Source organism: Nonomuraea montanisoli (assembly GCF_013363975.1).
Taxonomy (GTDB): Bacteria; Actinomycetota; Actinomycetes; order Streptosporangiales; family Streptosporangiaceae; genus Nonomuraea; species Nonomuraea montanisoli.
Genome location: NZ_JABWGN010000019.1, coordinates 128,337 through 152,227, shown reverse-complemented (window position 1 = coordinate 152,227; position 23,891 = coordinate 128,337). Strand labels below are relative to the sequence as shown.

Annotated in this window: 16 protein-coding genes; 4 read left to right on the top strand and 12 right to left on the bottom strand. The window is 72.8% G+C overall.

From position 1 onward, the window contains the following. Positions 1 to 113 precede the first annotated feature (113 nt). Complete coding sequence (locus HTZ77_RS38690) at positions 114 to 3,215, bottom strand: TIR domain-containing protein (protein ID WP_175594722.1); 3,102 nt, start codon at positions 3,213 to 3,215, stop codon at positions 114 to 116. A gap of 801 nt (positions 3,216 to 4,016) precedes the next feature. Here HTZ77_RS38690 and HTZ77_RS38685 point away from each other — a divergent pair. Beyond that, positions 4,017 to 6,929 carry a toll/interleukin-1 receptor domain-containing protein gene (locus HTZ77_RS38685; protein WP_328809023.1) on the top strand — a complete coding sequence of 971 codons (2,913 nt, stop codon included), beginning with the start codon at positions 4,017 to 4,019 and terminating at the stop codon, positions 6,927 to 6,929. Positions 6,930 to 7,008: 79 nt separating this feature from the next. Here the strand turns inward: HTZ77_RS38685 and HTZ77_RS38680 are convergent, their stop codons facing one another. After that, entirely contained in the window at positions 7,009 to 8,310 is a 1,302-nt protein-coding gene (locus HTZ77_RS38680) for a replication-associated recombination protein A (RefSeq protein WP_175594720.1), read from the bottom strand. A gap of 59 nt (positions 8,311 to 8,369) precedes the next feature. Beyond that, positions 8,370 to 8,849 carry a DUF2231 domain-containing protein gene (locus tag HTZ77_RS38675; protein ID WP_175594719.1) on the bottom strand — a complete coding sequence of 160 codons (480 nt, stop codon included), beginning with the start codon at positions 8,847 to 8,849 and terminating at the stop codon, positions 8,370 to 8,372. A gap of 171 nt (positions 8,850 to 9,020) precedes the next feature. On the opposite strand from HTZ77_RS38675, the gene HTZ77_RS38670 reads away from it, so the two are divergent. After that, a complete protein-coding gene (locus HTZ77_RS38670; protein WP_175594718.1) occupies positions 9,021 to 9,908 on the top strand; it encodes a peptidylprolyl isomerase in 888 nt (295 codons plus the stop codon). 140 nt (positions 9,909 to 10,048) lie between these two features. On the opposite strand, the gene aspS is transcribed toward HTZ77_RS38670, so the two are convergent. The 3 genes from aspS to HTZ77_RS38655 are packed head-to-tail and all read right to left on the bottom strand — an operon-like array spanning position 10,049 to position 13,718. Beyond that, on the bottom strand, positions 10,049 to 11,785 hold the full coding sequence (gene aspS, locus HTZ77_RS38665) for an aspartate--tRNA ligase (protein ID WP_175594717.1): 1,737 nt from the start codon (positions 11,783 to 11,785) through the stop codon (positions 10,049 to 10,051). Continuing rightward, entirely contained in the window at positions 11,782 to 13,038 is a 1,257-nt protein-coding gene (hisS, locus tag HTZ77_RS38660; RefSeq protein ID WP_175594716.1) for a histidine--tRNA ligase, read from the bottom strand. Before hisS ends, aspS begins: the two co-directional genes overlap by 4 nt. Continuing rightward, on the bottom strand, positions 13,038 to 13,718 hold the full coding sequence (locus HTZ77_RS38655; RefSeq protein WP_175594715.1) for an MBL fold metallo-hydrolase: 681 nt from the start codon (positions 13,716 to 13,718) through the stop codon (positions 13,038 to 13,040). The genes hisS and HTZ77_RS38655 overlap by 1 nt, the downstream gene beginning before the upstream one ends. 139 nt (positions 13,719 to 13,857) lie before the next feature. Here HTZ77_RS38655 and HTZ77_RS38650 point away from each other — a divergent pair, with 139 nt between their 5' ends. Together HTZ77_RS38650 and HTZ77_RS38645 are read left to right on the top strand one after the other, a co-directional pair. After that, the gene (locus HTZ77_RS38650; protein ID WP_328809022.1) at positions 13,858 to 14,745 is read left to right on the top strand and encodes a peptidylprolyl isomerase; all 888 of its coding nucleotides are present in this window, start codon (positions 13,858 to 13,860) and stop codon (positions 14,743 to 14,745) included. Between the two features lie 60 nt (positions 14,746 to 14,805). Next, positions 14,806 to 16,035 (top strand): DUF349 domain-containing protein, encoded by a 1,230-nt coding sequence (locus HTZ77_RS38645; RefSeq protein WP_175594713.1) that lies wholly within the window; start codon positions 14,806 to 14,808, stop codon positions 16,033 to 16,035. Positions 16,036 to 16,140: 105 nt separating this feature from the next. Here HTZ77_RS38645 and HTZ77_RS38640 read toward each other — a convergent pair whose 3' ends face one another. The 6 genes from HTZ77_RS38640 to ruvB form a co-directional block, all read right to left on the bottom strand. Beyond that, positions 16,141 to 18,333 carry a RelA/SpoT family protein gene (locus HTZ77_RS38640; protein WP_175594712.1) on the bottom strand — a complete coding sequence of 731 codons (2,193 nt, stop codon included), beginning with the start codon at positions 18,331 to 18,333 and terminating at the stop codon, positions 16,141 to 16,143. Positions 18,334 to 18,508: 175 nt separating this feature from the next. Beyond that, positions 18,509 to 19,027 carry an adenine phosphoribosyltransferase gene (locus HTZ77_RS38635; protein WP_175594711.1) on the bottom strand — a complete coding sequence of 173 codons (519 nt, stop codon included), beginning with the start codon at positions 19,025 to 19,027 and terminating at the stop codon, positions 18,509 to 18,511. Positions 19,028 to 19,234: 207 nt separating this feature from the next. Then, the gene (gene secF / locus HTZ77_RS38630; protein WP_175594710.1) at positions 19,235 to 20,245 is read right to left on the bottom strand and encodes a protein translocase subunit SecF; all 1,011 of its coding nucleotides are present in this window, start codon (positions 20,243 to 20,245) and stop codon (positions 19,235 to 19,237) included. A gap of 1 nt (position 20,246) precedes the next feature. Beyond that, positions 20,247 to 22,064, bottom strand: a complete 1,818-nt coding sequence (gene secD, locus HTZ77_RS38625) for a protein translocase subunit SecD (protein WP_328809021.1) — start codon at positions 22,062 to 22,064, stop codon at positions 20,247 to 20,249. A 44-nt stretch (positions 22,065 to 22,108) separates the two neighbouring features. Beyond that, on the bottom strand, positions 22,109 to 22,495 hold the full coding sequence (gene yajC / locus HTZ77_RS38620) for a preprotein translocase subunit YajC (protein WP_175594709.1): 387 nt from the start codon (positions 22,493 to 22,495) through the stop codon (positions 22,109 to 22,111). Positions 22,496 to 22,708: 213 nt separating this feature from the next. Continuing rightward, positions 22,709 to 23,740 carry a Holliday junction branch migration DNA helicase RuvB gene (ruvB, locus tag HTZ77_RS38615; RefSeq protein ID WP_175594708.1) on the bottom strand — a complete coding sequence of 344 codons (1,032 nt, stop codon included), beginning with the start codon at positions 23,738 to 23,740 and terminating at the stop codon, positions 22,709 to 22,711. Positions 23,741 to 23,891: the final 151 nt, after the last annotated feature.

Below are 23,891 nucleotides of genomic sequence, written 5' to 3'. Positions count from 1 at the left end.
CACCGCGCGCGCGGCCGGATCCGCCGCACCGTGATCACCCGCGCCGCGGCCGCCGGGCCGCGGTCATCCGCAGGTGCGGACCGGGGTCGGCGGGCGGGGCGAGGAAGCCGTGGTCACGCGCAGGTGCGGACCGCAGGGACGTCGGGGGCGTACTCCCGCCACTGCGCGTCCGTGAGGCCGGTGCCGACGAGGCCGCACAGCCTGCGCTCCCAGGAGGCGGGGTCCACGTCCCAGAGGACGACGGCGCGGTCGTCGCCCGCCGAGGCGAGCGTGCGGCCGTCCGCGCTGAAGGCGAGGATGAGCACCTCGCGTGTGTGGCCTGTCAGGGGTGGGCTCAGCCGGGTCCTGGCGGCGGCGTCCCACAGGACGACCCGCCCGTCGTCGCCGCCGGTGGCGAACGTCCGGCCGTCGGGGCTGACGACGACGGCGTTGACCGGCCCGGCGTGGCCGGCGAGCGGGGCCGTGAGGGGGCGGCGGGCGGCGCCGTCCCAGAAGGTGACGCCGCCGTCGAGGCCGCCGCCGGCCAGCGCCATCGTCGTGCCGCGGGGGCCGGCGGCCATGCCGCCGACGACGGCGGGCCGGTGGACGCGGGCCGAGACGCGGTGACGCGTGTCCCACCAGGTGAGCGTGCCGTCGGCGCCGGCCGACACGAGCGTGCCCCCGGCGCCGTACGCGAGGCCGGTGATCCCGTTCTGCGCGCCCGTCGGCGGCGGGCCGGGGAACGGGCCGGCGACCAGCGCGCGTCGCGGTACGTCCCAGAACGTGACGCCGCCGCGCAGGTCACCGGCCGCCAGGGTACGTCCGTCTGGGGCGAAGGCGAGCCGCGCCGGGACCTGCCGGTCCGGTGCGACCAGGCGGCCGAGGACGGCGTGGCGGGCGGTGTCCCAGAGGGTGATGGCGGCGTCGTACCCGGCGGCGGCGAGCGTGCGGCCGTCCGGGGCGAAGGCGACGGCGGTGCTGACCGTGACGGTGTCGTCGCGCAGCGGCTCCCCGCGCGGGGTCGCCCTGGCCGGGTCCCACAGGATGATCGCGTCGTCGTCGGAGGCGGCGGCGAGGGTACGCCCGTCGGGGCCGAACGCCAGGCCGGTCACGCGTTCGGTGTGGCCGGTGAGCCGCCGGTCGAGGCGCCCTCCGGCGGCCGGGTCCCAGAGCACGACGCGGCCGGCGGCGTCGCCCGTGGCGAAGAGCGTCCCGGCCGGGCCGCCGGAGGTGGCGGCGGAGGCGACCGTGGTGACGGGGCGCGGGCCGGTCGTGAGGCGCGTGGCGCGGGGCTTGGCCGCGGTGAGGTCCCACAGGTCCGCCGCCCCGTTCTCGGAGACGGTGACGAGGGTGCGGCCGTCCGGGCCGAACGCCACGCCGTGGACGGCGTCGCCGACACCTGTCGGCCGGCGCAGGAGGCGGGCGCGGCCGGTGCGCAGGTCCCAGAGGGCGACGGAGCCGTCCATGCTCCCGGACGCGACGATCTCCCCCTCGGTCACGGGCGCGACGGCCGCATGATCGGGTCCGGGCACGGAGCCGCTGCGGGACGCGACGGCCCCGTCCGCCCTCCCGCCCCTCGTGATCCCACCAGTGGCGCCGTCCGCCATCCGGGCGCTCGCGACCCCGCCGGTGACGCGGTCTGCCCTTCCGGCCCTCACGCTTCCACCGGTGACGCGGTCTGCCCTCCCGGCCCTCACGCCCCCGCCGGTGACGCCGTCCCGCATCCGGGCACTCGTGAGCCCGCGGGCGGCGCCGTTCGTGACCCCGGCGCCCGAGGTCGCGCCGGCGGGCCCGGGTGCCGCGCCTGAGCCGCCCGGCGCGAAGGCGACGCCGTAGACCGGGTCCGCGCCGCCGGCGAGCGGCGGGCCGTGGCGGGTGCCCCGGGCGGCGTCCCAGACGATGACCTTGCCGTCGTCGCCGCCGGAGACCAGCAGGCGGCCGTCCCGGTTGAACGCGACGCTCGTCACCTCCGCGGTGTGGCCGGTCAGGGGACGGCCGTGCCGGGCGCGGCGGGCGACGTCCCACAGCAGTACGGCGCGGTCGGTCGCCGAGGCGAGCAGCCGGCCGTCCGGGCTGAAGGCCACGCCGCTGACGGCCTTCGCCGGCGCGGGCAGCGCGGGACCGGTGCGCGCGCGACGGGCCACGTCCCACAGGTACAGCCGGCCGTCGTAGCCGCCCGACGCCAGCAGCCGGCCGTCCGGGGCGAAGGCCAGGCTCTTGACCGTGTCCGTGTGCGCCGGAAGGCTCGCCAGGTGGCCGAGGCCGCGCACGTCCCACAGGTCCAGCCGCCCGTCGTACGTGCCCGTGGCGAGCGTGCGGCCGTCGGGGCTGAAGGCCAGGGCGCTGACCGGGCCGGACAGGACGGGCAGGAACGCGGCCACGCGGCTGCGCCGCAGGACCTGCGTGAGCAGCGCGCTGCGCGCCTCGGCGGTGTCCGCCAGCCGGAACGCGGCCAGGCTGAGCCTCGTCGACAGCACGGGGTCGTCGTCGAGCAGCGGGATCGCCTCGGCGGCCAGGCGGCGGGAGGCGGCCAGCAGCGCCCGCCGTTCGGCCAGCTCGCCCTTGGCCGCGGCCTCCTCCCGGTTGCGCGCCGCCACCACCGCCATCGTGCCCCCCAGCACCGCGAGCACGGTCAGCAGTGCGGCCGCCGCCCGGGTCAGCCGCAGCGTACGGCGGTGCTGGCGGAGGTCCTCGCCGATCAGCTCGTCCTTGTCGATCCCGTGCAGAGGCGCGGCCACGTCGGCCACGCAGCCGTGCAGGCGCGGCTCGCGGGGCGACAGGCCGGTCCGCCCGCGCGCCCACCGCAGGTCCACCCAGAGCGGCTCGCCGCGGAACCAGTCCAGCGACTCGGCCGGCAGCGCGGACGTACGGGACGGGTCGAACCCGCCCAGGTCGTCGTCCCAGGCCAGCTCGCCGCCCGTCAGGACGATCAGGACGGTGGACGGCGACCGGTTGTCCCGCCACCACCGCAGCTCCCGGCGCACCCAGCGGGACGCGGCGGCCTCCGGCGAGGCCAGCAGGACCAGGTGACGGGACGCGGTCAGCGCCCGCTCGATCGACGGCCACAGCTCCGGAGCCGCCGGCAGGCTCGCCTGGTCGCGGAAGACGCGCAGCGCGCGCCGCCGGTACCAGGGTTTGCCCATGGCGCGCAGACCGGCTTCCAGCAGCGGCGCGAGCCGCGCGTCGGCGGTGTGGCTGTAGGAGATGAACGCGTCGTACACCGCCGCCTCGGCCACGTCCCGTCCCCTCCCGCGCTGCCGGTCGCCCAGCGCCGACGGTACGTCTCCTTCGCGCGTCCCGCAGGAGAAACCCGCGCGTCCCGTAGGAGAGGACGGACGTCGCGCGGCAGGGGGCGGGCGTCGCGCAGGCGGGACGCCCGCCCCCTGCCGCGACGGGCCGCGCCTTCCGTTGCGGGAAGCGCGTCGGGCGCGGAGGGCCCGCCTCGGAGCGCTGGAGGTGAGGGTGCCCGGTCGGAACGCCGGCGCAGAGCGGCAGGGGCAGAGCGTCCCGAACCTAGGGCTCCCGGTGGGTGGCCGGTTCCGAGCGTCGCGTGGGGCGTTCCCGCGTACGGTGCGGAGCGTCGGACGGACCCCCGGCTCCCCGGGGCGTCCTCAGGACGGTTCAGGGAGTCCGGGACGGAGCGCGGCATGGACGGCGGAGACGACGGCGTCGCTTCAGGAGGCGGCGCGCGCCCGAGCGCGCCCCGCCGATCCCGTGATCGCGAATCGGCCGAGCGCGCGCCGGGCCCGCGCGCATCGGGTGCGCGCCGATCGACCTCCCGTCAGCCGGGCTCGGGCCGGCCGAGCCCCCGCCGGCCGGGCTCACTCGGGCAGGGCGCCCGTTGGCCGAGCCTCAGTTGGCCGGGTCTCCAGCGGTGGCCGGGACTCCGGTGGGCGACCCCTCGGGGGACGGATCCTCGGGGGACGGATCCTCGGGGGACGGGTCCTCGGGGGACGAGCTCGCGTCGGCGTGGCTCGCGCGGACCGGGTTACGACGCGTTCGTCTCCTACGCGCACGGCCATCACGATCGGCTGGCCGTGGCGCTGCAGCGGCGCGTCGAGCGCTTCGCCAAGCCCTGGTACCGCAGCCGCGCCCTGCGCGTCTTCCTGGACCGGGCCAGCCTGGCCGCCGCCCCCGAGCTGTGGCCGTCGATCGAGCGCGCGCTGGAGGCGTCCGCCTGGTTCATCCTGCTGACCTCGGCGAAGGCCGCGTCCTCGCCCTGGGTGGACCGGGAGGTCGCGTGGTGGCTGGCCCACCGGTCGCCGCGGCGGCTGCTCGTGGTGGCCCTCGACGGCGGGCTCGCCTGGGACCAGGCGCGGGGCGACTGGGCCGCCACGGCCGCGGTGCCGGCGGCGCTGCGCGGCGTGCTCCCCCACGAGCCGCTGTGGGTGGACCTCAGCGGCCTCACGGGCCCCAAAGGCCTCAGCGGCCTCAGCGGTCCCGACACGGCCAAGCCCGACACCACCGAACCGGATACCACTGAGCCCGACACCACCGAACCGGATACCACTGAGCCCGACACCACCGAACCGGATACCACTGAGCCCGACACCACCGAGCCCAACACGACCGAGCCGGACACGACCGGCCCTGCCGTACCGGACGAGCTCGTCATCCCCGACGACCTCGTCGCCGCGGTGGCCGCGCCGCTGCGCGGCCTGCCCAAGGACCTCCTGGTGGGCGAGCACCTGCGCGAGCGCCGCCGGACGATGCGCTGGGTGCGCCTCATGGTCACCGTCCTGACCGTCCTGCTGGTGACGGCCGTGGCGGCGGCGAGGATCGCGGTGGGCGAGCGGAACGAGGCGCGGACGCAGGCGCGGGTGGCCACCTCGCGCCAGCTCGCCGCCGAGGCGGTCGCCGCGCTCCCGTCCGACCTGGACCGCGCCCAGCTCCTCGCCGTCGCGGGCTGGCGGACGGACCGCAACCCGCAGACCCGCTCGGCCCTGTTCCAGGCGGTGACCGCGGCCCCGCACCTGGTGGGCTACCTGCACGCCGGGGCGCGGGTGTCGGCCCTGGCGGCGTCCGGTGACGGCCGCGTCGTGGTCGCGGGCACGGCCGACGGGCGGCTCGTGCGCTGGTGCCACGCCTGCGGGACGCGCGAGGAGGCGAAGGTGCACGAGGAGACGAAGGTGCCCGAGGAGACGAAGGTGCGCGAGGAGGCGAAGGCCGCCGGGCGGCCGGTCTGGGACGTCGCGACCGGCACCGACGGCTCCGTGGCGGCCGCCGCGGACGGCGAGAGCGCGGTGGTCTGGACGCGGGGGCGGCGGGTGACCCTGGAGGCGGGCCGCTGGCCGGTCAGGGCTGCCGTGTCGCCTTCCGGGCGCTTCGTCGCGCTGCTGGAGGAACGGCCCGGCGCGGAACGGTCCGTGCTCGCCGTGCACGACCTCGCGCGGGGGACGACGGAGCGGCGGACGCTCCGCCGCGTCTACGTGCGGGTCGCCTTCACCGGCGAGTCGGCGATCACGATGGTCCACATGCACGGGCTCTGGGAGCGCCGGGCCGTCCCCGGCCTGCGGCGCCTCGCCGGATCCGGCCTCACCGGCACCCCCGCGGGCGGCTACACGCTGGGGGTGGCCGCCGACGGCCGCCACCTCGGGTTCTCCAAGTACGGCGAGGTGACGACCTGGGCGGCCACCGGTCCGTCCGAGCCGGTCATCCGGTCGGCCACGGTGCCGCGCGTCTTCGCGGAGAGCCTGGCGATCAGCGAGGACGGCAGCCGGGCCGCGGTGGCCCAGAGCGGCACGATCCGGGTGGTGCCGCTGGAACCGGGCCTCTCGCCGTCCCCCGTCATCGCCGAGCTCACGGGGAACGCCGACACCGACCGCGTGGTCTTCGCGGGCGGCCCCGACCGGCTGGCCTCGACCTCGGGGAGCGACGTGGTGCTGTGGGACCTGGGGCGGTTCTCCCGCCTCGGCGCGGCCACTAAGGTCCCCTCCCTGGAGGAGGACGCCACCGCGGGCGTCCCGCCGCGGCTGGAGTTCTCCCCGAGCGGGCGCCGGCTCGCGCTCGTCAGCGCCGTCGGCCGCGTCGTGACCACGTTCGACGTGGGTCCGGGCGGGCTGTCGGAGGTGTCGCGGAGCGAAGGGGAGGTCGCGGACGCGCAGAGCGACGTGCCGCTGTGGTTCGGCGAGCGGCTCGCGCGGCTCGGCCCCGACCGCTCCGGTCTGAGGCTGCTGGACGACGGGAGCGGCCGGGTCCTGGCCCGGTGGCGGGTCCCCGCCGCGGAGTCGCAGGTCCCGGAGGTACGCCAGGTGCGGGGCACCACGCGCCTCGTGGGGGTGAACAGCACCGGAGCGGTGAGCACGTACGACACACGGACCGGGCAGGTCCGTCGGCTCCACCAGGTGCCCGGAGTTGTCTGGTGGGGCAACACCGCCATCAGGCCGGACGGCGCGGGCGCGGTGACGGGAGCCCTGAACGGCGAGGGGACGGCCTACGTCGACCTGCTCACGGGAGCGGCGCACGACGTGGGAGGGGGACGGTCCTCGGGAGTCGTGTTCGCCCGGGACGCGCTCGTCATCCAGCGCGAGAGCGGGCCTCTGGAGCTGTGGGACGTCCAGGGCAGGCGGCTGCTGCGGACCCTGCCCGGTGTCGGCAACCCGGCCGGCGCCCTCGCGGTGAGTCCCGACGGCGGCCTGGTGGCGCGCGTCCGCGCCGACGGCGTCGCCCTGCTCACCGCGCTGGGCACCGGGGATCTGGTCGGCACGTTCCCCCTCCCCGTGCCGGAGAACGCGACCAGCCCGACGCCCTGGGACGGCACGGCCATGGCCTTCACCCGCGACGGCCGGCACCTGGTCACCGCCACCTCCGGCGGCCGGCTCGCCCTGTGGCCCGTCGATCCCGCGGACTGGCGGCGCATCGCCTGCCACACGGCCGGGCGCTCCCTGACCCCCGCCGAGTGGAACGGCGTGACGGCCGGCGATCCCCCGCCCGCCTCCTGCGACCGCTGACCACCGGCCGGCCGGTCGGGGGCACCGCGGTCCGGCCCGTCGGGGGCTTCGCGGTCCGGCCCGTCGGGGGCTCGGCGGTTCAGGAGCCCCGGAGGAAGTCGCGGATCTTGGCCCAGCGGTCGGCGACCGGGGCCTCGGCGCCGTGCCGGGTGGGCTCGTAGTAGCGCCGCTGCCGCACCTGCTCGGGCGCGTAGTCCTGCCGGACGAGGCCGTGGTCGAAGTCGTGCGGGTACTTGTAGCCCTCGCCGCTGCCCAGCTTGGCGGCGCCCGGGTAGTGGGCGTCGCGCAGGTGGACGGGCACCTGGCCGATGAGGCCGCGCCGGACGTCGCCGGCCGCCGCGCCGATGGCCTTGACGACGGCGTTGGACTTGGGGGCCAGCGCGCAGTGGATGACGGCGTGGGCGAGGTTGATCTGCGCCTCGGGCAGGCCGATGAGCTGGACGGCCTGGGCCACGGCCACCGCGGTCTGCAGGCAGGTGGGGTCGGCCATGCCGACGTCCTCGGAGGCGAAGATGACGATGCGCCGCGCGATGAAGCGCGGGTCCTCCCCCGCCTCGACCATGCGGGCCAGGTAGTGGAGCGCGGCGTCGGCGTCGGAGCCGCGCATCGACTTGATGAACGCGCTGATCACGTCGTAGTGCTGGTCGCCCTGCCGGTCGTAGCGGACGGCCGCCTTGTCGACGGCCCGCTCGACGACCTCGACGGTGATCTCGTCCTCCAGCAGGGCCGCCGCCTCCAGGTACGTCAGCGAGCGGCGGGCGTCGCCGCCGGCCAGCCGTACGAGGTGGTCGAGCGCCTCGGGGGCCAGCGTGGCGCGGCCGGCGAGCCCGCGCTCGTCGGCGGCGGCCCGCTCCAGCACGGCGCGGATGTCGTCGTCGGTCAGCGACTCCAGCGTGAGCAGCAGCGAGCGCGACAGCAGCGGCGAGATGACGGAGAAGAACGGGTTCTCGGTGGTGGCGCCGATGAAGGTGACCCAGCGGTTCTCGACGGCGGGCAGCAGGGCGTCCTGCTGGGCCTTGTTGAAGCGGTGGACCTCGTCGACGAAGAGCACGGTCTGCCGGCCGGTCATGCCCAGCTCGTTGCGGGCCTGCTCGATGGCGGCGCGGACGTCCTTGACGCCGGCCGAGACGGCGGAGACCTCGACGAAGCGGCGCTTGGTGACGTTGGAGACGACGTAGGCGAGCGTGGTCTTGCCGGTGCCGGGCGGTCCCCACAGGAAGAGCGACATGGGCGCCTCGCTCTCGACGAGGCGGCGCAGCGGGGTGCCGGGGCCGAGCAAGTGACGCTGGCCGATCACCTCGTCGAGGGTCCGCGGCCGCATCCGGACCGCGAGCGGCTGAGGTGTGGCCTGCTCGGCCGCCGAATCGAACAAGCTCTCCACAGCGTGAGATTACAGGGTGCGCCGCCTTCAGCGGTCCACCTCGGGCAGCGGTCCGGAGATCAGGAGCTCCACACGGCTCTGGCTCCGGAGTCTCCCGCGCGGAAGCAGAAGTAGGCGGTCACGGCGGCCAGCACCACGACCAGCGCCGACAGTCCCCGCGTGGCGACAGGGCCGAAGCGGTCGCGGGTGGAACCGCGCGCGGCCGTGGTGGCGTACACGAGCACCAGCGAGCCCAGCGCGAGAGCGCTGACCGACAGCAGCAGCGGCACGGCGAAGGACTCGTGCGTCTCGATCCGCGCCCCCAGCGCGCCCCCCGCCGCGGCGAAGCGGGCCTCACGCAGCCGCTCGCCGCTCTCCTTGGCCGCGAAGACGGCCGCGGGCGCGGCCACGGACAGCAGCACGAGGGCCCAGGCCAGCAGCGGCCGCCGGGCCGGGAGCAGCGCGTACGCGACGACGACCACAGCGAGCAGCGGGGTCAGGACGACGGCGAAATGGATGATCAACGGGTGCGCCGGCAGGCCCAGGATCTGGTCGAACATGGCTCGGGCTCCTTTTCGTCCTTATTTCAACTACACGTGCCGGAGCGCGATATGGTTCCGACCTGCCGCGCAACACTGACCGGTTTTCATCACTTACGTCCATCACATTCAGGTGCCGGTAGCATTCGCGGAGTTGTCAGGTCATGTGTCGGCAAAGTGGAGGACATACCGGTGAGCGGCGAGGACCGCCAGAGCCAGCTGGCGCGGGAGCACAAGGAGCGGCAGGCGGAGCGTGCCGCCGCGCAGTCCGCCAAGGCGCGGCGGAACACCTTCATCGGCGCGGGCGTTGCCGTCGCGGTGGTGGCCGGCGGCATCTTCGCCGCGACCACCCTGGTCAACCGGGGTCCGGCCAAGAACGTCGCGGCCGAGAGCACGCCGTCCGCCTCGGCCAGCCCGTCGGCCGCGCTGCCCACGGCCAAGCCCACCCCCACGCACACCGGCCCGGTCACCTGCACCTACAAGCGTGACACGTCGGACGTTCCGCAGAAGTACGTGGGCATGCCGGGCAAGCGGCCCAACACGAAGCTCAAGACGATGACCCTGGTCACCAACCACGGCAACGTCGTGATCGACCTCGACGCGGGCCTCACGCCGTGCTCGGTCAACTCGATGGCGTTCCTGGCCAAGAAGCACTTCTACGACAACACCAAGTGCCACCGCCTGGTGACGCCGGAGACCTCGGGCCTGTTCCTGCTCCAGTGCGGCGACCCGAAGGCCAAGGCCGACGGCAAGAACCCCACCGACGGCCAGGGCACCGCGGGCTACGTCTTCCAGGACGAGGCCGTCGGAGCCGTCCCGTACACCAAGGGCGTGGTCTTCCTGACCCAGCCGCAGGACGCCGCGGGGCAGAACAGCAGCCAGTTCGCGATCTCGCTGTCGGACGAGAACGCGCAGATCGAGCCGCAGTACTCGGTGCTCGGCATGGTGAGCTCCGGCCTGGACATCATCGAGCGGGTCGCCAAGGACGGCGTCATCGTCAACACCCAGGACATCACCGGTGACGGCGGCTCCACCGCGCCGAAGAACCCGGTCATCATCAAGCAGGTCATCGTGAAGTGACCCACCGCGTCACCACGTCGACGGCCGCCTCACCGGACATCACCGGGAGGCGGCCGTCGCCGTCTCCCGGCGCGCAAGCGAAGCGCCCCGCCTCCCTGAAGGAGGCGGGGCGCTCTCAGGACGCCTGTGCGGGCCTGTGACTACGCCTCGGCCTTGGGCTGGGCGTCGACACCTGCCTCCTTGCGCTGGGCGGTCGTGATGGGCGTGGGAGCCCCGGTGAGCGGGTCGAAGCCGGACGCCGTCTTCGGGAAGGCGATGACGTCACGGATCGACTCGCCGCCCGACAGCAGCATGCAGATGCGGTCCCAGCCGTAGGCGATGCCGCCGTGCGGCGGCGGGCCGTACTTGAACGCCTCCAGCAGGAAGCCGAACTTGCTCTCGGCCTCCTCCTTGGAGATGCCGAGCACGTCGAAGACGCGCTGCTGCATCTCGGCGCGGTGGATACGGATGGAGCCGCCACCGATCTCCATGCCGTTGCAGACCATGTCGTAGGCGTAGGCCAGGGCCTCGGCCGGGTGGTCCTGGAAGTTGTCGGCCCACTCCGGCTTGGGGCCGGTGAACGGGTGGTGGACGGCCGTCCAGCCGCCCTCGCCGTCCTCCTCGAACATGGGCGCGTCGACCACCCACAGGAACGACCACTGCGACTCGTCGATCAGCCCGCAGCGGCGGCCGATCTCCAGCCGGGCGGCGCCCAGCAGGTCGCGCGAGGCGTTGCGGGCGCCCGCCGCGAAGAAGATCGCGTCGCCCGGCTCGGCCTTGACCCCGGCGGCCAGGCCGGACAGCTCGCCCTCCGACAGGTTCTTGGCGACGGGGCCGCCGAGGGTGCCGTCGGGCTGCACGAGCACGTAGGCCAGGCCCTTGGCGCCGCGCGAGCGGGCCCACTCCTGCCAGCCGTCGAGCTCCTTGCGGGTCTGGGAGGCGCCGCCGGGCATGACGACCGCGCCGACGTACTCGGCCTGGAAGACCCGGAACGTGGTGTCGGAGAAGTAGTCGGTCATGTCGACGAGCTCCTGGCCGAAGCGCAGGTCGGGCTTGTCGGAGCCGTAGCGGGCCATCGCGTCGGCGTAGGTCATCCGCGGCAGCGGCATCGGGATCTCGTAGCCGAGCACCTCGCGCCACAGGCGGCCGATCAGCTTCTCGCCGACCGCGATGACGTCCTCCTGGTCGACGAAGGACATCTCGACGTCGATCTGGGTGAACTCGGGCTGCCGGTCGGCGCGCAGGTCCTCGTCGCGGTAGCACTTGGCGAGCTGGTAGTAGCGCTCCAGGCCGCCGACCTGGAGGAGCTGCTTGAACAACTGCGGCGACTGCGGCAGGGCGTACCAGTTGCCGGGCTGGAGGCGGACCGGCACGAGGAAGTCGCGCGCGCCCTCCGGGGTGGAGCGGGTCAGCGTCGGCGTCTCGACGTAGACGAAGCCGAGCTCGTGCATCACCTCGTTGGCCAGGTAGGTGGCCTTGGAGCGGGTGCGCATCGCCTGGGCGACCTGCTGGCGGCGGATGTCGAGGTAGCGGTACTTGAGGCGGGCCTCCTCGGAGACGCCGACGTTGCCCTCGATGGGGAACGGCAGCGGCGCCGACTCGCTCAGCACCTCGACCTCCTCGGCCACCACCTCGATGGCGCCGGTGGGCAGGTCGGGGTTCTCGTTGCCCTCCGGGCGCACGCGCACCTGGCCGACGACCTTCACGCAGTACTCGGCGCGCAGGTCGTGGGCGTGGTCCTCCTCGCGGAAGACCACCTGCGCCGAGCCGGAGGCGTCGCGCAGGTCGATGAAGACCACACCGCCGTGGTCACGGCGCCGGGCCACCCATCCCGCGAGCGTCACCTGCTGCCCGGCGTGCTCCTCACGGAGCGACCCGGCCGTATGCGTGCGAATCACTGCACTTTCCCTTTCAGAACGTCGACGACCTGGGCCAGCGGCACCTCGGTCTGCTCAGCGGTGGTCAGGTCCTTCAGTTGGACGGCCTCGGCCGCCAGGTCGCGCTCGCCCAGGATCAGCGCGAAGCGGGCGCCGGAGCGGTCGGCCCCCTTCATCGCTCCCTTGAGCCCCTTGCCGCCGAAGGCCATGTCGGCGGCGACGCCGGCCGCCCGCAGCTCGCTCAGGAGCTTGAACATGGCCCGCGCCGCCTCCTCGCCCAGCGCCACACCGTACACCTCGCAGCGGGGCGGGGTCGCCGGCGCTACGCCCTCGCGCTCCAGCGCGATGACGGTGCGGTCGAGCCCGAGCCCGAAGCCGATGCCGGGCAGCGGCGGCCCGCCGATCGCCTCCGACAGCCCGTCGTAGCGCCCGCCGCCGCCGATGCCGGACTGCGCGCCGAGCAGCGGGTGGTCGAACTCGAAGGTGGTGCGGGTGTAGTAGTCGAGCCCGCGCACGAGCCTCGGGGTGTCCTCCCACGGGATGCCGAGGTCGGCCAGGAGCTGCTTGACGCGGTCGTGGTAGGCCTTGCAGTCGGCGCAGAGGTGGTCGCCGATGAGGGGCGCGTCTTCGAGCTGCGCGCGGACCTCGGGGCGCCGGTCGTCGAGGACCCGCAGCGGGTTGATCTCGATGCGCGCCCGGGTCGCCTCGTCGAGGTCGAGCCCGCGCAGGAACTCCTGCAGCCGGGCCCGGTAGATCGGCCGGCACTCCTTGCAGCCCAGCGAGTTGAGCAGCAGCCGCACCTGGGTGAGGCCGATCGAGGAGTACCACTGCCAGGCCAGCGCGATGGTCTCGGCGTCGACGGCCGGGTCCTCGCTGCCGATCGCCTCCAGGTCGAGCTGGTAGAACTGCCGGTAGCGGCCCTCCTGGGGCGCCTCGGCGCGGAACACCGGCCCGTCGGTCCACACCTTCACCGGGAGCTGGCCGCGGTGCAGGCCGTACTCCAGGACCGCGCGCAGCACGCCGGCGGTGAACTCCGGGCGCAGCGTCAGCGACCGGCCGCCGCGGTCGGTGAAGGTGTACATCTCCTTGCTGACGACGTCGGTGGACTCGCCGACGCCACGGGCGAAGAGCTGGGTGTCCTCGAAGACCGCGGTCTCCATGCGCGCGTAGCCGGCGCGCCTGGCCGTCTCCGCGAACGCCGCGCGGATCGCGGAGAACGTCGCCACCTGCGGCGGCACGTACTCCTTGACACCTTTGGGTGCTTGGAAGTTCATCAGATCCCTCGTGTGGGACCGGCGTGCGGCGCGGCCTCCTTGAGATAAGGATTGGTGGCGCGCTCGTGGCCGATCGTGGTCTGTGGTCCGTGGCCCGGCAGGACGACCGTATCGTCAGGCAGCGTCAGGCACTTGGTGGCCAGGCTGCGCAGGATCGTCGGGTAGTCGCCGCCCGGCAGGTCGGTGCGGCCGATGGAGCCGGCGAACAGCAGGTCGCCCGCGAACATGATCGCGTCGTCGGGCAGCCGGAAGCTCACCGACCCCCTGGTATGGCCTGGCGTGTGGTCCACCGTGAACTCCAGCCCCGCCAGCGGGAGCGTGGCGCCGTCGGACAGCTCGCGCACGTCGTCGGGCTCGCTCAGCGTGATGCCGCCGAAGAACTGGGAGCCGGGCCCCGACCAGCCCGCGGCGGGGTCGGACAGCAGGTGGCGGTCGTCGGGGTGGATCCAGGCCGGCACGTCGCGCGCGCCGCACACCGGCGCCACCGACCAGACGTGGTCGATGTGACCGTGGGTGAGCAGGACGGCCACCGGCTTGAGCCGGTGCTCGCGCAGCAGCTCGTCGACCCCGTCCACGGCGTCCTGACCAGGGTCGACGATCACGCACTCCTCGCCCGCGGCGGGCGCGATGACGTAACAATTGGTCTGGAAGGCCCCTGCGGGGAAGCCTGCGATGAGCATCTGCCTCAGGTGATCTCGTCAAAAAAGCCAATGGGAATGTAACCGAAGGGTACCGGTGCGGGTCGCCGGGCTGCGAATCATTGCCCGTTGGCCGATACGATTCGCCCACCTCAGTTGATTGACTATGGGAGGCAAAGCGGTGGCCACGGGGAAGGACCGGCAGAAGCAGCTGGCGCGCGAGCACCACGAGCGCCAGTTGCAGCGCCGCATCGAGCGCGAGCAGAAGGCCAAGCGCACCGCGATCATCGGCTCCACGGTCGGGGTCGTGGTCGTGGTGGGCGGCATCGTGGCCGCGGTCGCGCTGCTGGGCGGCGACCCCGCCAAGGAGGCGGCGGCCTCGCCCACCGCCTCGGCGCAGGAGACCTCCGCGCCCCAGGACACCGCCTCGGCCTCGCCGGCCGCGCAGGCCAAGCCGTACGATCCGAAGACCGGCACGTGCGGCTACGTGGCCGACACCGCGGGCGGCAACGTCAAGAACGTCGGCATGCCGCCGGCGAAGGTGTCGCTCAAGCCCGCCACGAAGCTGATGACGCTGAAGACCAGCCTGGGCGACATCGAGGTCACCCTCGACAACGCCAAGGCGCCCTGCACCGTCAACTCCCTGGCGTTCCTGGCCAAGAAGAACTACTACGACGGCAGCAAGTGCCACCGCCTCGGCAGCGACAAGTTCCCGATGCTGCAGTGCGGCGACCCGACGGCCAAGGCCGACGGCAAGAGCGGCGGCGACGGCACCGGCGGCCCCGGCTACGTGATGGCCGAGGAGAACCTCCAGGGCGCCGCGTACAAGCGCGGCGTCATGGCGATGGCCAAGACCCAGGCGCCGGGAAGCACGGGCAGCCAGTTCTTCCTGGTCTACGGCGATATCGGACTTACCCCGGATTACACGCCGGTGGGTACGATCACGAAGGGGCTCGACATCCTGGACAAGGTCAACAAGGCGGGCGTCATCGGTGACGCCGGGGACGGCACGGGAGCACCCAAGGAAACCGTCGAAATCAAAGACGTGACAATAGCTGGCAAGAGCTGACGTAATACAACAAGGGACGTCATGTCCCGAAGGGTCTGATGGAAAGTGCGGGAGGACACGGTGAGCACCGACCCGTGGGGCCGGGTAGACGACGACGGCACCGTCTACGTGCGTACGGCTGAGGGAGAGCGCGCCGTCGGCTCCTGGCAGGCCGGTGAACCCGAGGAAGCGCTGGCGTACTTCCATCGCAAGTACGACGAGCTGGCCGGCCAGGTTCAGCTGCTGGAGCAGCGGGTCAAGGGCACCGACCTGGCGCCGGCCCAGGCCGAGGCCAGCATCGTCAAGCTGCGCGAGGCCGTGGCCGAGGCGCACGCGGTGGGCGACCTCGGCGCGCTGACCGCCCGGCTCGACGGCCTGTCCGAGCTGGTCGCGCACCGCCGCGAGGAGGTCAAGGCGGCCCGCGAGCACGCCCGAGCCGAGGCCAGGGCGGTCAAGGAGCGCATCGTCGCCGAGGCCGAGCGCATCGCCGACGAGACGACCCACTGGAAGACCGGCGGCGAGCGGCTGCGCCAGCTCGTCGAGGAGTGGAAGGCCGCCGACCGCATCGACCGGGTCACCGAGGCGGCCCTGTGGAAGCGGCTGTCGGCCGCCCGCACCGCGTTCGCCAAGCGCCGCAAGCAGTACTTCGCGGGCCTCGACGAGCAGCGGGAGGGCGTGCGCGCCGCCAAGGAGCGCATCGTCGTCGAGGCCGAGGCCATCGCCGGCTCGACCGACTGGGGCGGCACGGCCGCGGCGTACCGCGACCTGATGCAGCAGTGGAAGAGCGCCGGCCGGGCCTCGCGCGAGGTGGAGGACGAGCTGTGGGCCCGCTTCAAGGGCGCCCAGGACCAGTTCTTCCAGGCGCGTTCGGCGGTGTTCGCCGAGCGCGACGCCTCGCTCGCGGCCAACGCCGAGGTCAAGGAGCAGCTGCTGGCCGAGGCCGAGAAGATCCTGCCGGTCACCGACGTGCGCGCCGCGCGGGCCGCGCTGCGCCACCTGGTGGAGCGGTGGGAGGCCGCCGGCCCGGTGCCGCGCGACCAGCGCGACCGCCTGGAGGGCGGGCTGCGCAAGGTGGACGACGCCGTCCGCCGGGCCGAGGAGGCCGAGTGGAAGCGCTCCAACCCCGAGGCGCGCGCCCGCGCCCAGAGCACCGTCGACCAGCTCCGCACCTCGATCGAGCAGCTGGAGAAGCGCCTGGCCAAGGCGCGTGACGCGGGCCGGGCCAAGGACGTCAAGGAGGCCGAGGAGGCCCTGACGGCCCGCCGCTCGTGGCTGGAGGAGGCCGAGCGCACCCTGGCCGAGTTCAGCTGACCGACCGCGGACCCGCGCGGGAGTTCAGCTGACCGACCGCGGACCCGCGCGGGCGACGGGGGTCGTCCGCGTGGGCAGGGCGGGTCGTCCGCGTGGGCGGGGCGGTCAGCTCCCGGCGCCGCTGACGCGGTAGACGTCGAAGACGCCCTGGATGTTGCGCACGGCCTTGAGCACGTGGCCCAGGTGCTTGGGGTCGCCCATCTCGAAGGTGAACTTGCTGACCGCGACCCGGTCGCGCGAGGTGGTGACCGAGGCGCTCAGGATGTTGACGTGCTGGTCGGACAGCGTGCGCGTGACGTCGGATAGCAGGCGCGGCCGGTCGAGGGCCTCGACCTGGATGGCGACCAGGAACACCGAGTCGTCGCCGGGCGACCAGCTCACCTCGACCAGGCGGTCCGGCTGCTCCTTGAGCTGCTGGACGTTCGTGCAGTCGGCCCGGTGGACCGAGACGCCGTGGCCGCGGGTGACGAAGCCGACGATCTCGTCGCCGGGCACCGGCGTGCAGCATTTCGACAGGCGCACCCACACGTCGGCGTCGCCCGCGACGACCACGCCCGCGCCGCCTCCGCCCCTGGGGCGGCCGCGCAGCCGCGTCGGCAGCGATGTCTCGGCGATGTCCTCCTCGGCGCTCTCGACGCCGCCGATGGACGTCACGAGCTTCTGCACGACCGTCTGGGCGGCCACGTGGCCCTCGCCGACGGCCGCGTACAGGGCCGACACGTCGGGGTAGCGCAGGTCGCGAGCCAGCGCCAGCAGCGCCTCGCCGGACATCAGCCGCTGCAGCGGCAGCCCCTGCTTGCGCATGGCGCGGCCGATGGCCTCCTTGCCCGCCTCGATCGCGGTCTCGCGGCGCTCCTTGGAGAACCACTGCCGGATCTTGTTGCGGGCCCGGCCCGACTTGACGAACTTCAGCCAGTCGCGCGACGGCCCCGCGTCGGGCGACTTGGAGGTGAAGATCTCGACGGTGTCGCCGTTGCCCAGGCGCGACTCCAGCGGCACCAGGCGGCCGTTGACGCGGGCGCCGATGCAACGGTGGCCGACCTCGGTGTGGACGGCGTAGGCGAAGTCGACCGGCGTCGCGCCCTCGGGCAGCGCGATGACCTGCCCCTTGGGGGTGAACACGTAGACCTCGGAGACCGACAGGTCGAAGCGGAGCGACTCCAGGAACTCGCCCGGGTCGGAGGTCTCCTTCTGCCAGTCGAGGAGCTGGCGCAGCCAGGCCATGTCGCTGCCCGGCTTGACCTTGCCCTGGGGGCCGGGGGCGCCGACCTCCTCCTTGTACTTCCAGTGGGCGGCCACGCCGTACTCGGCCCGGTGGTGCATGGCGTGGGTGCGGATCTGCAGCTCCACCGGCTTGCCCTCGGGGCCGATCACCGTGGTGTGCAGCGACTGGTACATGTTGAACTTCGGCATCGCGATGTAGTCCTTGAACCGGCCGGGCACCGGGTTCCATCGCGCGTGGATCGTTCCGAGGGCCGCATAGCAGTCGCGTACGCTGTCGACGAGGACCCGGATGCCGACCAGGTCGTAGATGTCGTCGAAGGCGACGTCGCGGGCGATCATCTTCTGGTAGACGGAGTAGTAGTGCTTGGGCCGGCCCTTGACCACCGCGCGGATCTTCGCGTCGCGCAGGTCGCCGGAGACCTTCTCGATGACCTCCTGCAGGAACAGGTCGCGGCGCGGGGCCCGCTCCGACACCATGCGCGCGATCTCGTCGTAGCGCTTGGGGTAGAGCATCGCGAACGCGAGGTCCTCCAGCTCCCACTTGATCGTGTTCATGCCCAGGCGGTGGGCGAGCGGGGCGAAGATCTCCAGCGTCTCGCGGGACTTCTGGTGGCGCTTGTGCTCGGGCAGGTAGCGCATGGTGCGCATGTTGTGCAGCCGGTCGGCCAGCTTGATGATCAGCACGCGGATGTCGCGGGACATGGCGACGACCATCTTGCGCACGGTCTCGGCCTGCGCCGCGTCGCCGAACTTGACCTTGTCCAGCTTGGTCACGCCGTCGACGAGCGAGCCGATCGTGTCGCCGAAGTCGGCGCGCAGCTCGTCGAGGCCGTAGGAGGTGTCCTCGACGGTGTCGTGCAGCAGGGCCGCGCACAGCGTCTCGTCGTCGGTGCCGAGCTCGGCCAGGATCGTCGCGACGGCCAGCGGGTGCGTGATGTAGGGGTCGCCCGACTTGCGCTTCTGGTCGCGGTGGTGGTGGGCGGCGACCTCGTAGGCGCGCTCGATCAGGCGCAGGTCGGCCTTGGGATGGGTGGCACGGACCGTGCGGAACAGCGGCTCCAGCACCGGGTTCATGGCCCCACCCCCAAAGCGGCGCCGACGCGTCGCAGGAGCGCCGCCGGCAGGTTCGGCACTTCCTGCGTCGGTTACGTCGGGCACGACCACATCACGGGGCACACAGACTCCTCATGTTCGAGTCCAGGTCCCCCAGTGTATCCAGGCGTGAAACCTGGCCTCCCGCGGGTCCGGCTCAGACGATCACCAGGGAGCGCAGGTCCACTCCCTTGAGGCGCTCGCGCCCCTTGAGGAAGGCCAGCTCCATGAGCATGGCGACGCCGACGACCTCCGCCCCGGCCCTGCGCACGAGCTCCACGGTCGCCTCCGCCGTGCCGCCGGTGGCGAGCACGTCGTCGACGATGAGCACCCGGTCGCCCTGGTTGAAGGCGTCGCGGTGGACCTCGATGGTCGCGGAGCCGTACTCCAGATCGTAGGACTCCTCGAGCGTTTCGGAGGGGAGTTTGCCCTTTTTCCGTACGGGCACGAATCCGGCCCCGGCCCGGTAGGCGACGGGAGCGGCCAGGATGAAGCCCCGCGCCTCGATGCCGACGATCTTGTCGGCGGGGTGCCACCCGGCCACCTCGTCCACCACGGCCGCGAAGGCCGCGTGGTCGGCGAGCAGCGGGCTGATGTCCTTGAACAGCACGCCGGGCTTGGGGTAGTCGGGCACGTCCCTGATCCGGTCGAGGATCAGCGCGCTGAGGTCGGTCATGTCGGGACTCCTTCAGGAGGTCTCGTGTCGCTGACGGGCGTCACGGGGCGGGGCGGACGTGCGGCGGGGTGACCGGCGGGCGTCGTGGGGCGGGGCGGACGTGCGGCGGGGTGACCGGCGGGAATCGTGGGGCGGGGCGGACGTGCGGCGGGGCGGACGTGCGGCGGGGCGGGACGGCGTGGTGCCGGCCCGCCCCGCGTGTCATGCTCAGCCCTTGGCGACGGCCGCGTTCTCGGAGCCCTTGGGCCCCTTGCCGGACTTCTTGCCGCCACCGCCGCTCGCGGCGGCGACGCGCCGGGCGATGGCCTGGTACTTCGGCTCGCGCTCCTTCAGCGTCACCAGCAGCGGCGTGGCGACGCACAACGAGGAGTACGTACCGACGATCATGCCGACGAACAGGGCCAGCGACAGGTCCTTCAGCGTGCCCGCGCCGAGCAGCGTGGTGCCGATGAACAGGATCGCCGCCACCGGCAGGATGGCGACCAGCGAGGTGTTCAGGGACCGGATCAGCGTGTGGCTGAGGGCGTTGTTGGCCGCCATCGAGTACGTCTGCTTGGACGTCGTGCCCAGCTTGGCCGTGACCTCCTTGATCATGTCGAACACCACGACCGCGTCGTAGAGCGAGTAACCGAGGATGGTCAGGAAGCCCAGCAGGGTGGCCGGGGTGACCTCGAAGCCGGACCAGGCGTAGATGCCCGCGGTGATGACGAGGTCGTGGACGAGCGCGACGATGGCGGCCAGCGCCATCTTCGGCTCGAACGCCATCGACAGGTACAGGATGATCGCCAGCATGAAGACGCCCAGGCCGATCCAGGCCTTGTGGGAGACCTCACCGCCCCAGGAGGCGCCGATCGACTGCACGTCGATCTGCTCCTTGACGTCGTACTTCTGCTTGATGATCTGCTGCAGCTTGGCCGTGGTGGCCTCGGAGAGGTCCTCGCTGGTGATGCGGTAGCGCTGGTTGGTCGTCTGGACGATCGCCTGGTGCACGCCCTCGTCGCGGAACGTGGTGCGGACGTCCTCGACGGTCGTGGCCACGGCCGGCTTGAACGAGATGACCGAGCCGCCCTTGAACTCCACGCCCAGGTTGAGCCCGTTGATCAGCAGACCGGCGATGGAGATGATCAGCAGGAAGCCGGACAGGCTGTACCAGAGCTTCCAGCGGCCGACGAAGTCGATGTCGATCTCGCCGCGGTAGAGGCGACGCCCCAGTCCCATGTCAGGCCTCCTGCGGGGTGGTCGTACGGCCGGCGGAGCCGGAGTGGTCGGCGCTCATGCGCTCGGAGTCGAGGCCGGACAGCGGATGTCCCTTGGCGAAGAACTTCAGCCTGGCGAGCATCGCGATGAACGGCTTCGTGAACAGGAACACGACCACGATGTCGATGAGCGTGGTCAGGCCCATGGCGAACGCGAAGCCGGCCACGCCGCCGACCGCCAGCGCGTAGAGCACAACCGCGGCGATGAACATGACCGCGTCGGCGATCAGGATCGTGCGCCGGGCGCGCACCCAGGCCACCTCGACGGCGGCGCGCAGGGTGCGCCGCCCCTCCTTCATCTCGTCGCGGATGCGTTCGAAGTAGACGATGAAGGAGTCGGCGGTGATGCCGATCGAGACCACCAGGCCGATGATGTGCGGCAGCGAGAGCCGGAAGTTGGCGTTGTGGCCGAGCACGACCACGGCCGTGTAGGTGAGGATCGTGGCGACCACGAGGCTCAGCACCGCGACGATGCCGAGGCCGCGGTAGTAGAGCAGGCTGTAGACGACCACGAGGGCCAGGCCGATGATGCCGGCGATCAGGCCGCCCTGGAGCTGGTCCTGTCCGAGGGTCGAGGAGACCGTCTCGGCCGAGCTGCGGTTGAACTTCAGCGGGAGCGCGCCGTACTTGAGCTGCTCGGCCAGGTCGGTGGCGCTCTTCTGGTCGAAGCCGCCGGTGATCTCGGCTCGGCCGCCGGGGATGGCGCTGATGATGTTGGGGGCGGTGATGACGACGCCGTCGAGGACGACCGCGACCTTGTTGCGGGGCTCCGGCGCGCTGACGGCCTGGCCGGTGAGCGTGGCCCACGTGCTCGCGCCCTTGGACTTGAAGTCGAGCTGGACGAGCCACTCGGTGGTGCCCTGGCGCACGCCCGCGCTGGCGGTGTCGATGTCGGTGCCGACGACCTTGGCCTTGTCGAGGACGTACTTGTAGCTGCCGTCGCTCTCACAGGCCGCGTACTGCTTGTTGGCGTCGTCCTGGACGCCTTGGCCGCGCTTCTTCGGGTCGGTGCAGTCGAGGGCCTGGAACTGCTTGAGCACCGCCGGGTCGATGCCGGTGGTGTCGATGTTGGGATTGGCCGGCTGCTGGGTGCTGCTCGGCGTGGCCGCCGGGGTCGGGGTGGCCTTCGCGTCCTGGCCCTTGTGCCGCTGCTGCCGCTGGTCGGACTGCGCGCCGCGGGTGGTCTCCGGCTTGGCGGCCTGGCCCGTGGCGGTGGGCGTGGGCGCGGTCAGGGCCGAGGACAGCGCCTTGCCCGTCGGCGACACGGACGGGCCCGGCGTGCCCGCGGAACGGGTGGAGGACGGCTGGGGCTTGGCCGACGACGAGCTCTTCGGCGACGCCGAGCCGGACGGGGTGGCGCCCGGCGTCGGCGCCTGGGTGGGGAGGTCCTGCGGGAGCTGCGTGGCCTCCATGGCGAGCACCTGGCGGAAGCGCAGCTCCGCGGTGGTCGAGACCAGCCCGATCGCCTCGTCTCGCCCGACGCCCGGGATCGAGATGATGATGTTGTCGCCGGACTTGGCGACCTCCGCGTCGGAGATGCCGTTGCCGTTGACCCGGTCGCGGATGATGTTGACCGCGCGGTCGAGGATCTCCTCGGGCGGCGAGGCACCGTTCTGGGTCACCGGTGTCAGCGTCAACGTCGTGCCGCCCGCGAGGTCGAGTCCGAGCTTCGGCGTGAACGCCTTCTGCAGGAACATCGTCCCGCCCAGGGCGAGAATGAGCGCCAGGAGCAGCAGGAGCGTCCGCCCCGGCTTGCTGTGGCTGCTGGTCGGTCGGGCCACTGGTCGTCAGTTCTTTCGGATAGAGGTTTGTCGCAGAAGCCTAATCAGGACTTGCTGGTGTCCTGGCCGTCGTTGCGCTCGGTGGCGGTGCCGGTCGTGCCGTCCTTGTCCGTCTCGACGGCGTCGGACACGTCGTCCGCCTGGGGTTCGTCGGCCACCGGCTCGCCAGGGGTGACGACACGCCCGATCGCGGCCTTCACCCACCGGGTCTCGATCCCGGGAGCCACCTCGAGGACCACGTCCTCATTCTCCACCGCGACCACGGTGCCGAACAGGCCCGTCGTCGTCATCACGCGCGCCCCGGGGGTCAGGCTGTTCTGCATCTGAGCCGCTTCCTGCTGACGCTTGCGCTGCGGACGAATCAGCAGGAAGTAGAACACCACCACCAGAAGAATCAGCGGCAGGATACTCGTGAGTTGACCCGTGTTCATATGGGGCGACCTTCCATCTTCGTACAAGAAGTTGACACCGGCGTCGCGCCGGAAATTCCGGGCTGTGCCTCCGGGGCCGCGCCGCTCAGCCCGTCAGCCTACACAGCCAGCCAAACCACGGAGTGTAGGCCGTTGTTGCGAAACGCGGCAACGAGGCAGCGTTTCGCCGCGCGGGGAAGTTCCCCATTCGAAACGGTTGCAACCGTTCTGTAATCAGGCGAAATGTGCCGCTCCGAAGGCGTCCGGGGGCGGGGTCATTCCCAGATGATGCCAGGCCGAGGCGGTCGCGACCCGGCCGCGCGGGGTCCTGGCCAGCAGTCCCTGCCGGACGAGGAACGGCTCGGCGACCACCTCGACGGTCTCGGGCTCCTCCCCCACGGCCACGGCCAGCGTGGACAGGCCCACCGGTCCGCCGCCGAACTTGCGCAGCAGCACGCCGAGCACCGCCCGGTCGAGCCGGTCGAGCCCTTCGGCGTCGACCTCGTACAGGTCGAGCGCGGCGGAGGCGACGTCGCGGTCGATGACGCCGTCGGCGCGCACGTCGGCGAAGTCACGGACCCGGCGCAGCAGCCGGTTGGCGATGCGGGGCGTGCCGCGCGAGCGACGGGCGATCTCGTGCGCGCCCTCCGGCGGCAGGGTCACGCCGAGCAGCCGCGACGAGCGGTCCAGCACCTGCTCCAGCTCGTCCACCTCGTAGAAGTCCATGTGCGCGGTGAAGCCGAAGCGGTCGCGCAGCGGCGCGGGCAGCAGGCCGGCGCGGGTGGTGGCGCCGACGAGCGTGAACGGCGCGATGTCGAGCGGGATGGCGGTCGCGCCGGGCCCCTTGCCGACCACGATGTCGACCCGGAAGTCCTCCATGGCGAGGTAGAGCATCTCCTCGGCGGGCCGGGCCATCCGGTGGATCTCGTCGATGAACAGCACCTCGCCCTCGGCCAGCGTCGACAGGATGGCCGCCAGGTCACCGGCCCGCTCCAGGGCGGGGCCCGAGGTGATGCGGAGCGGGGCGCTCAGCTCGGCCGCGATGATCATAGCCAGTGTCGTCTTGCCGAGTCCGGGCGATCCGCTCATCAGCACGTGGTCGGGCGGCCGGCTGCGGCGCAGGGCGCTCTCCAGGACGAGGGAGAGCTGCTCGCGCACGCGGCCCTGGCCGATGAACTCGCCCAGCCGCTTGGGGCGCAGGGCCGCCTCGATCTGCAGCTCGTCGCCTTCGGCGTCGGGCGACACGAGGTCCCGCTCCAGGCTCACTTCCGCGTCCCCCTCACGCTCTGCCCCCTCACGCTCTGCCCCTCCGCTCCGCGCCGTGCCGGGTGCGCGGGTCCTGCGAGAGTACGGCACACGCGGGCTTCCCGTCCGGGCGGGAAGCCGCGCGGCGGGTAGGCGGGTGGGAGGGTGCCTG

Bases quoted from the DNA above. Each gene is read 5' to 3' on its own strand.
- HTZ77_RS38640 (WP_175594712.1), bottom strand. From the start codon at position 18,333: ATGAACCCGGTGCTGGAGCCGCTGTTCCGCACGGTCCGTGCCACCCAT.
- HTZ77_RS38655 (WP_175594715.1), bottom strand. From the start codon at position 13,718: ATGCTCATCGCAGGCTTCCCCGCAGGGGCCTTCCAGACCAATTGTTAC.
- yajC (WP_175594709.1), bottom strand. From the start codon at position 22,495: ATGAACACGGGTCAACTCACGAGTATCCTGCCGCTGATTCTTCTGGTG.
- hisS (WP_175594716.1), bottom strand. From the start codon at position 13,038: ATGAACTTCCAAGCACCCAAAGGTGTCAAGGAGTACGTGCCGCCGCAG.
- secF (WP_175594710.1), bottom strand. From the start codon at position 20,245: ATGGGACTGGGGCGTCGCCTCTACCGCGGCGAGATCGACATCGACTTC.
- HTZ77_RS38675 (WP_175594719.1), bottom strand. From the start codon at position 8,849: ATGTTCGACCAGATCCTGGGCCTGCCGGCGCACCCGTTGATCATCCAT.
- HTZ77_RS38635 (WP_175594711.1), bottom strand. From the start codon at position 19,027: ATGACCGACCTCAGCGCGCTGATCCTCGACCGGATCAGGGACGTGCCC.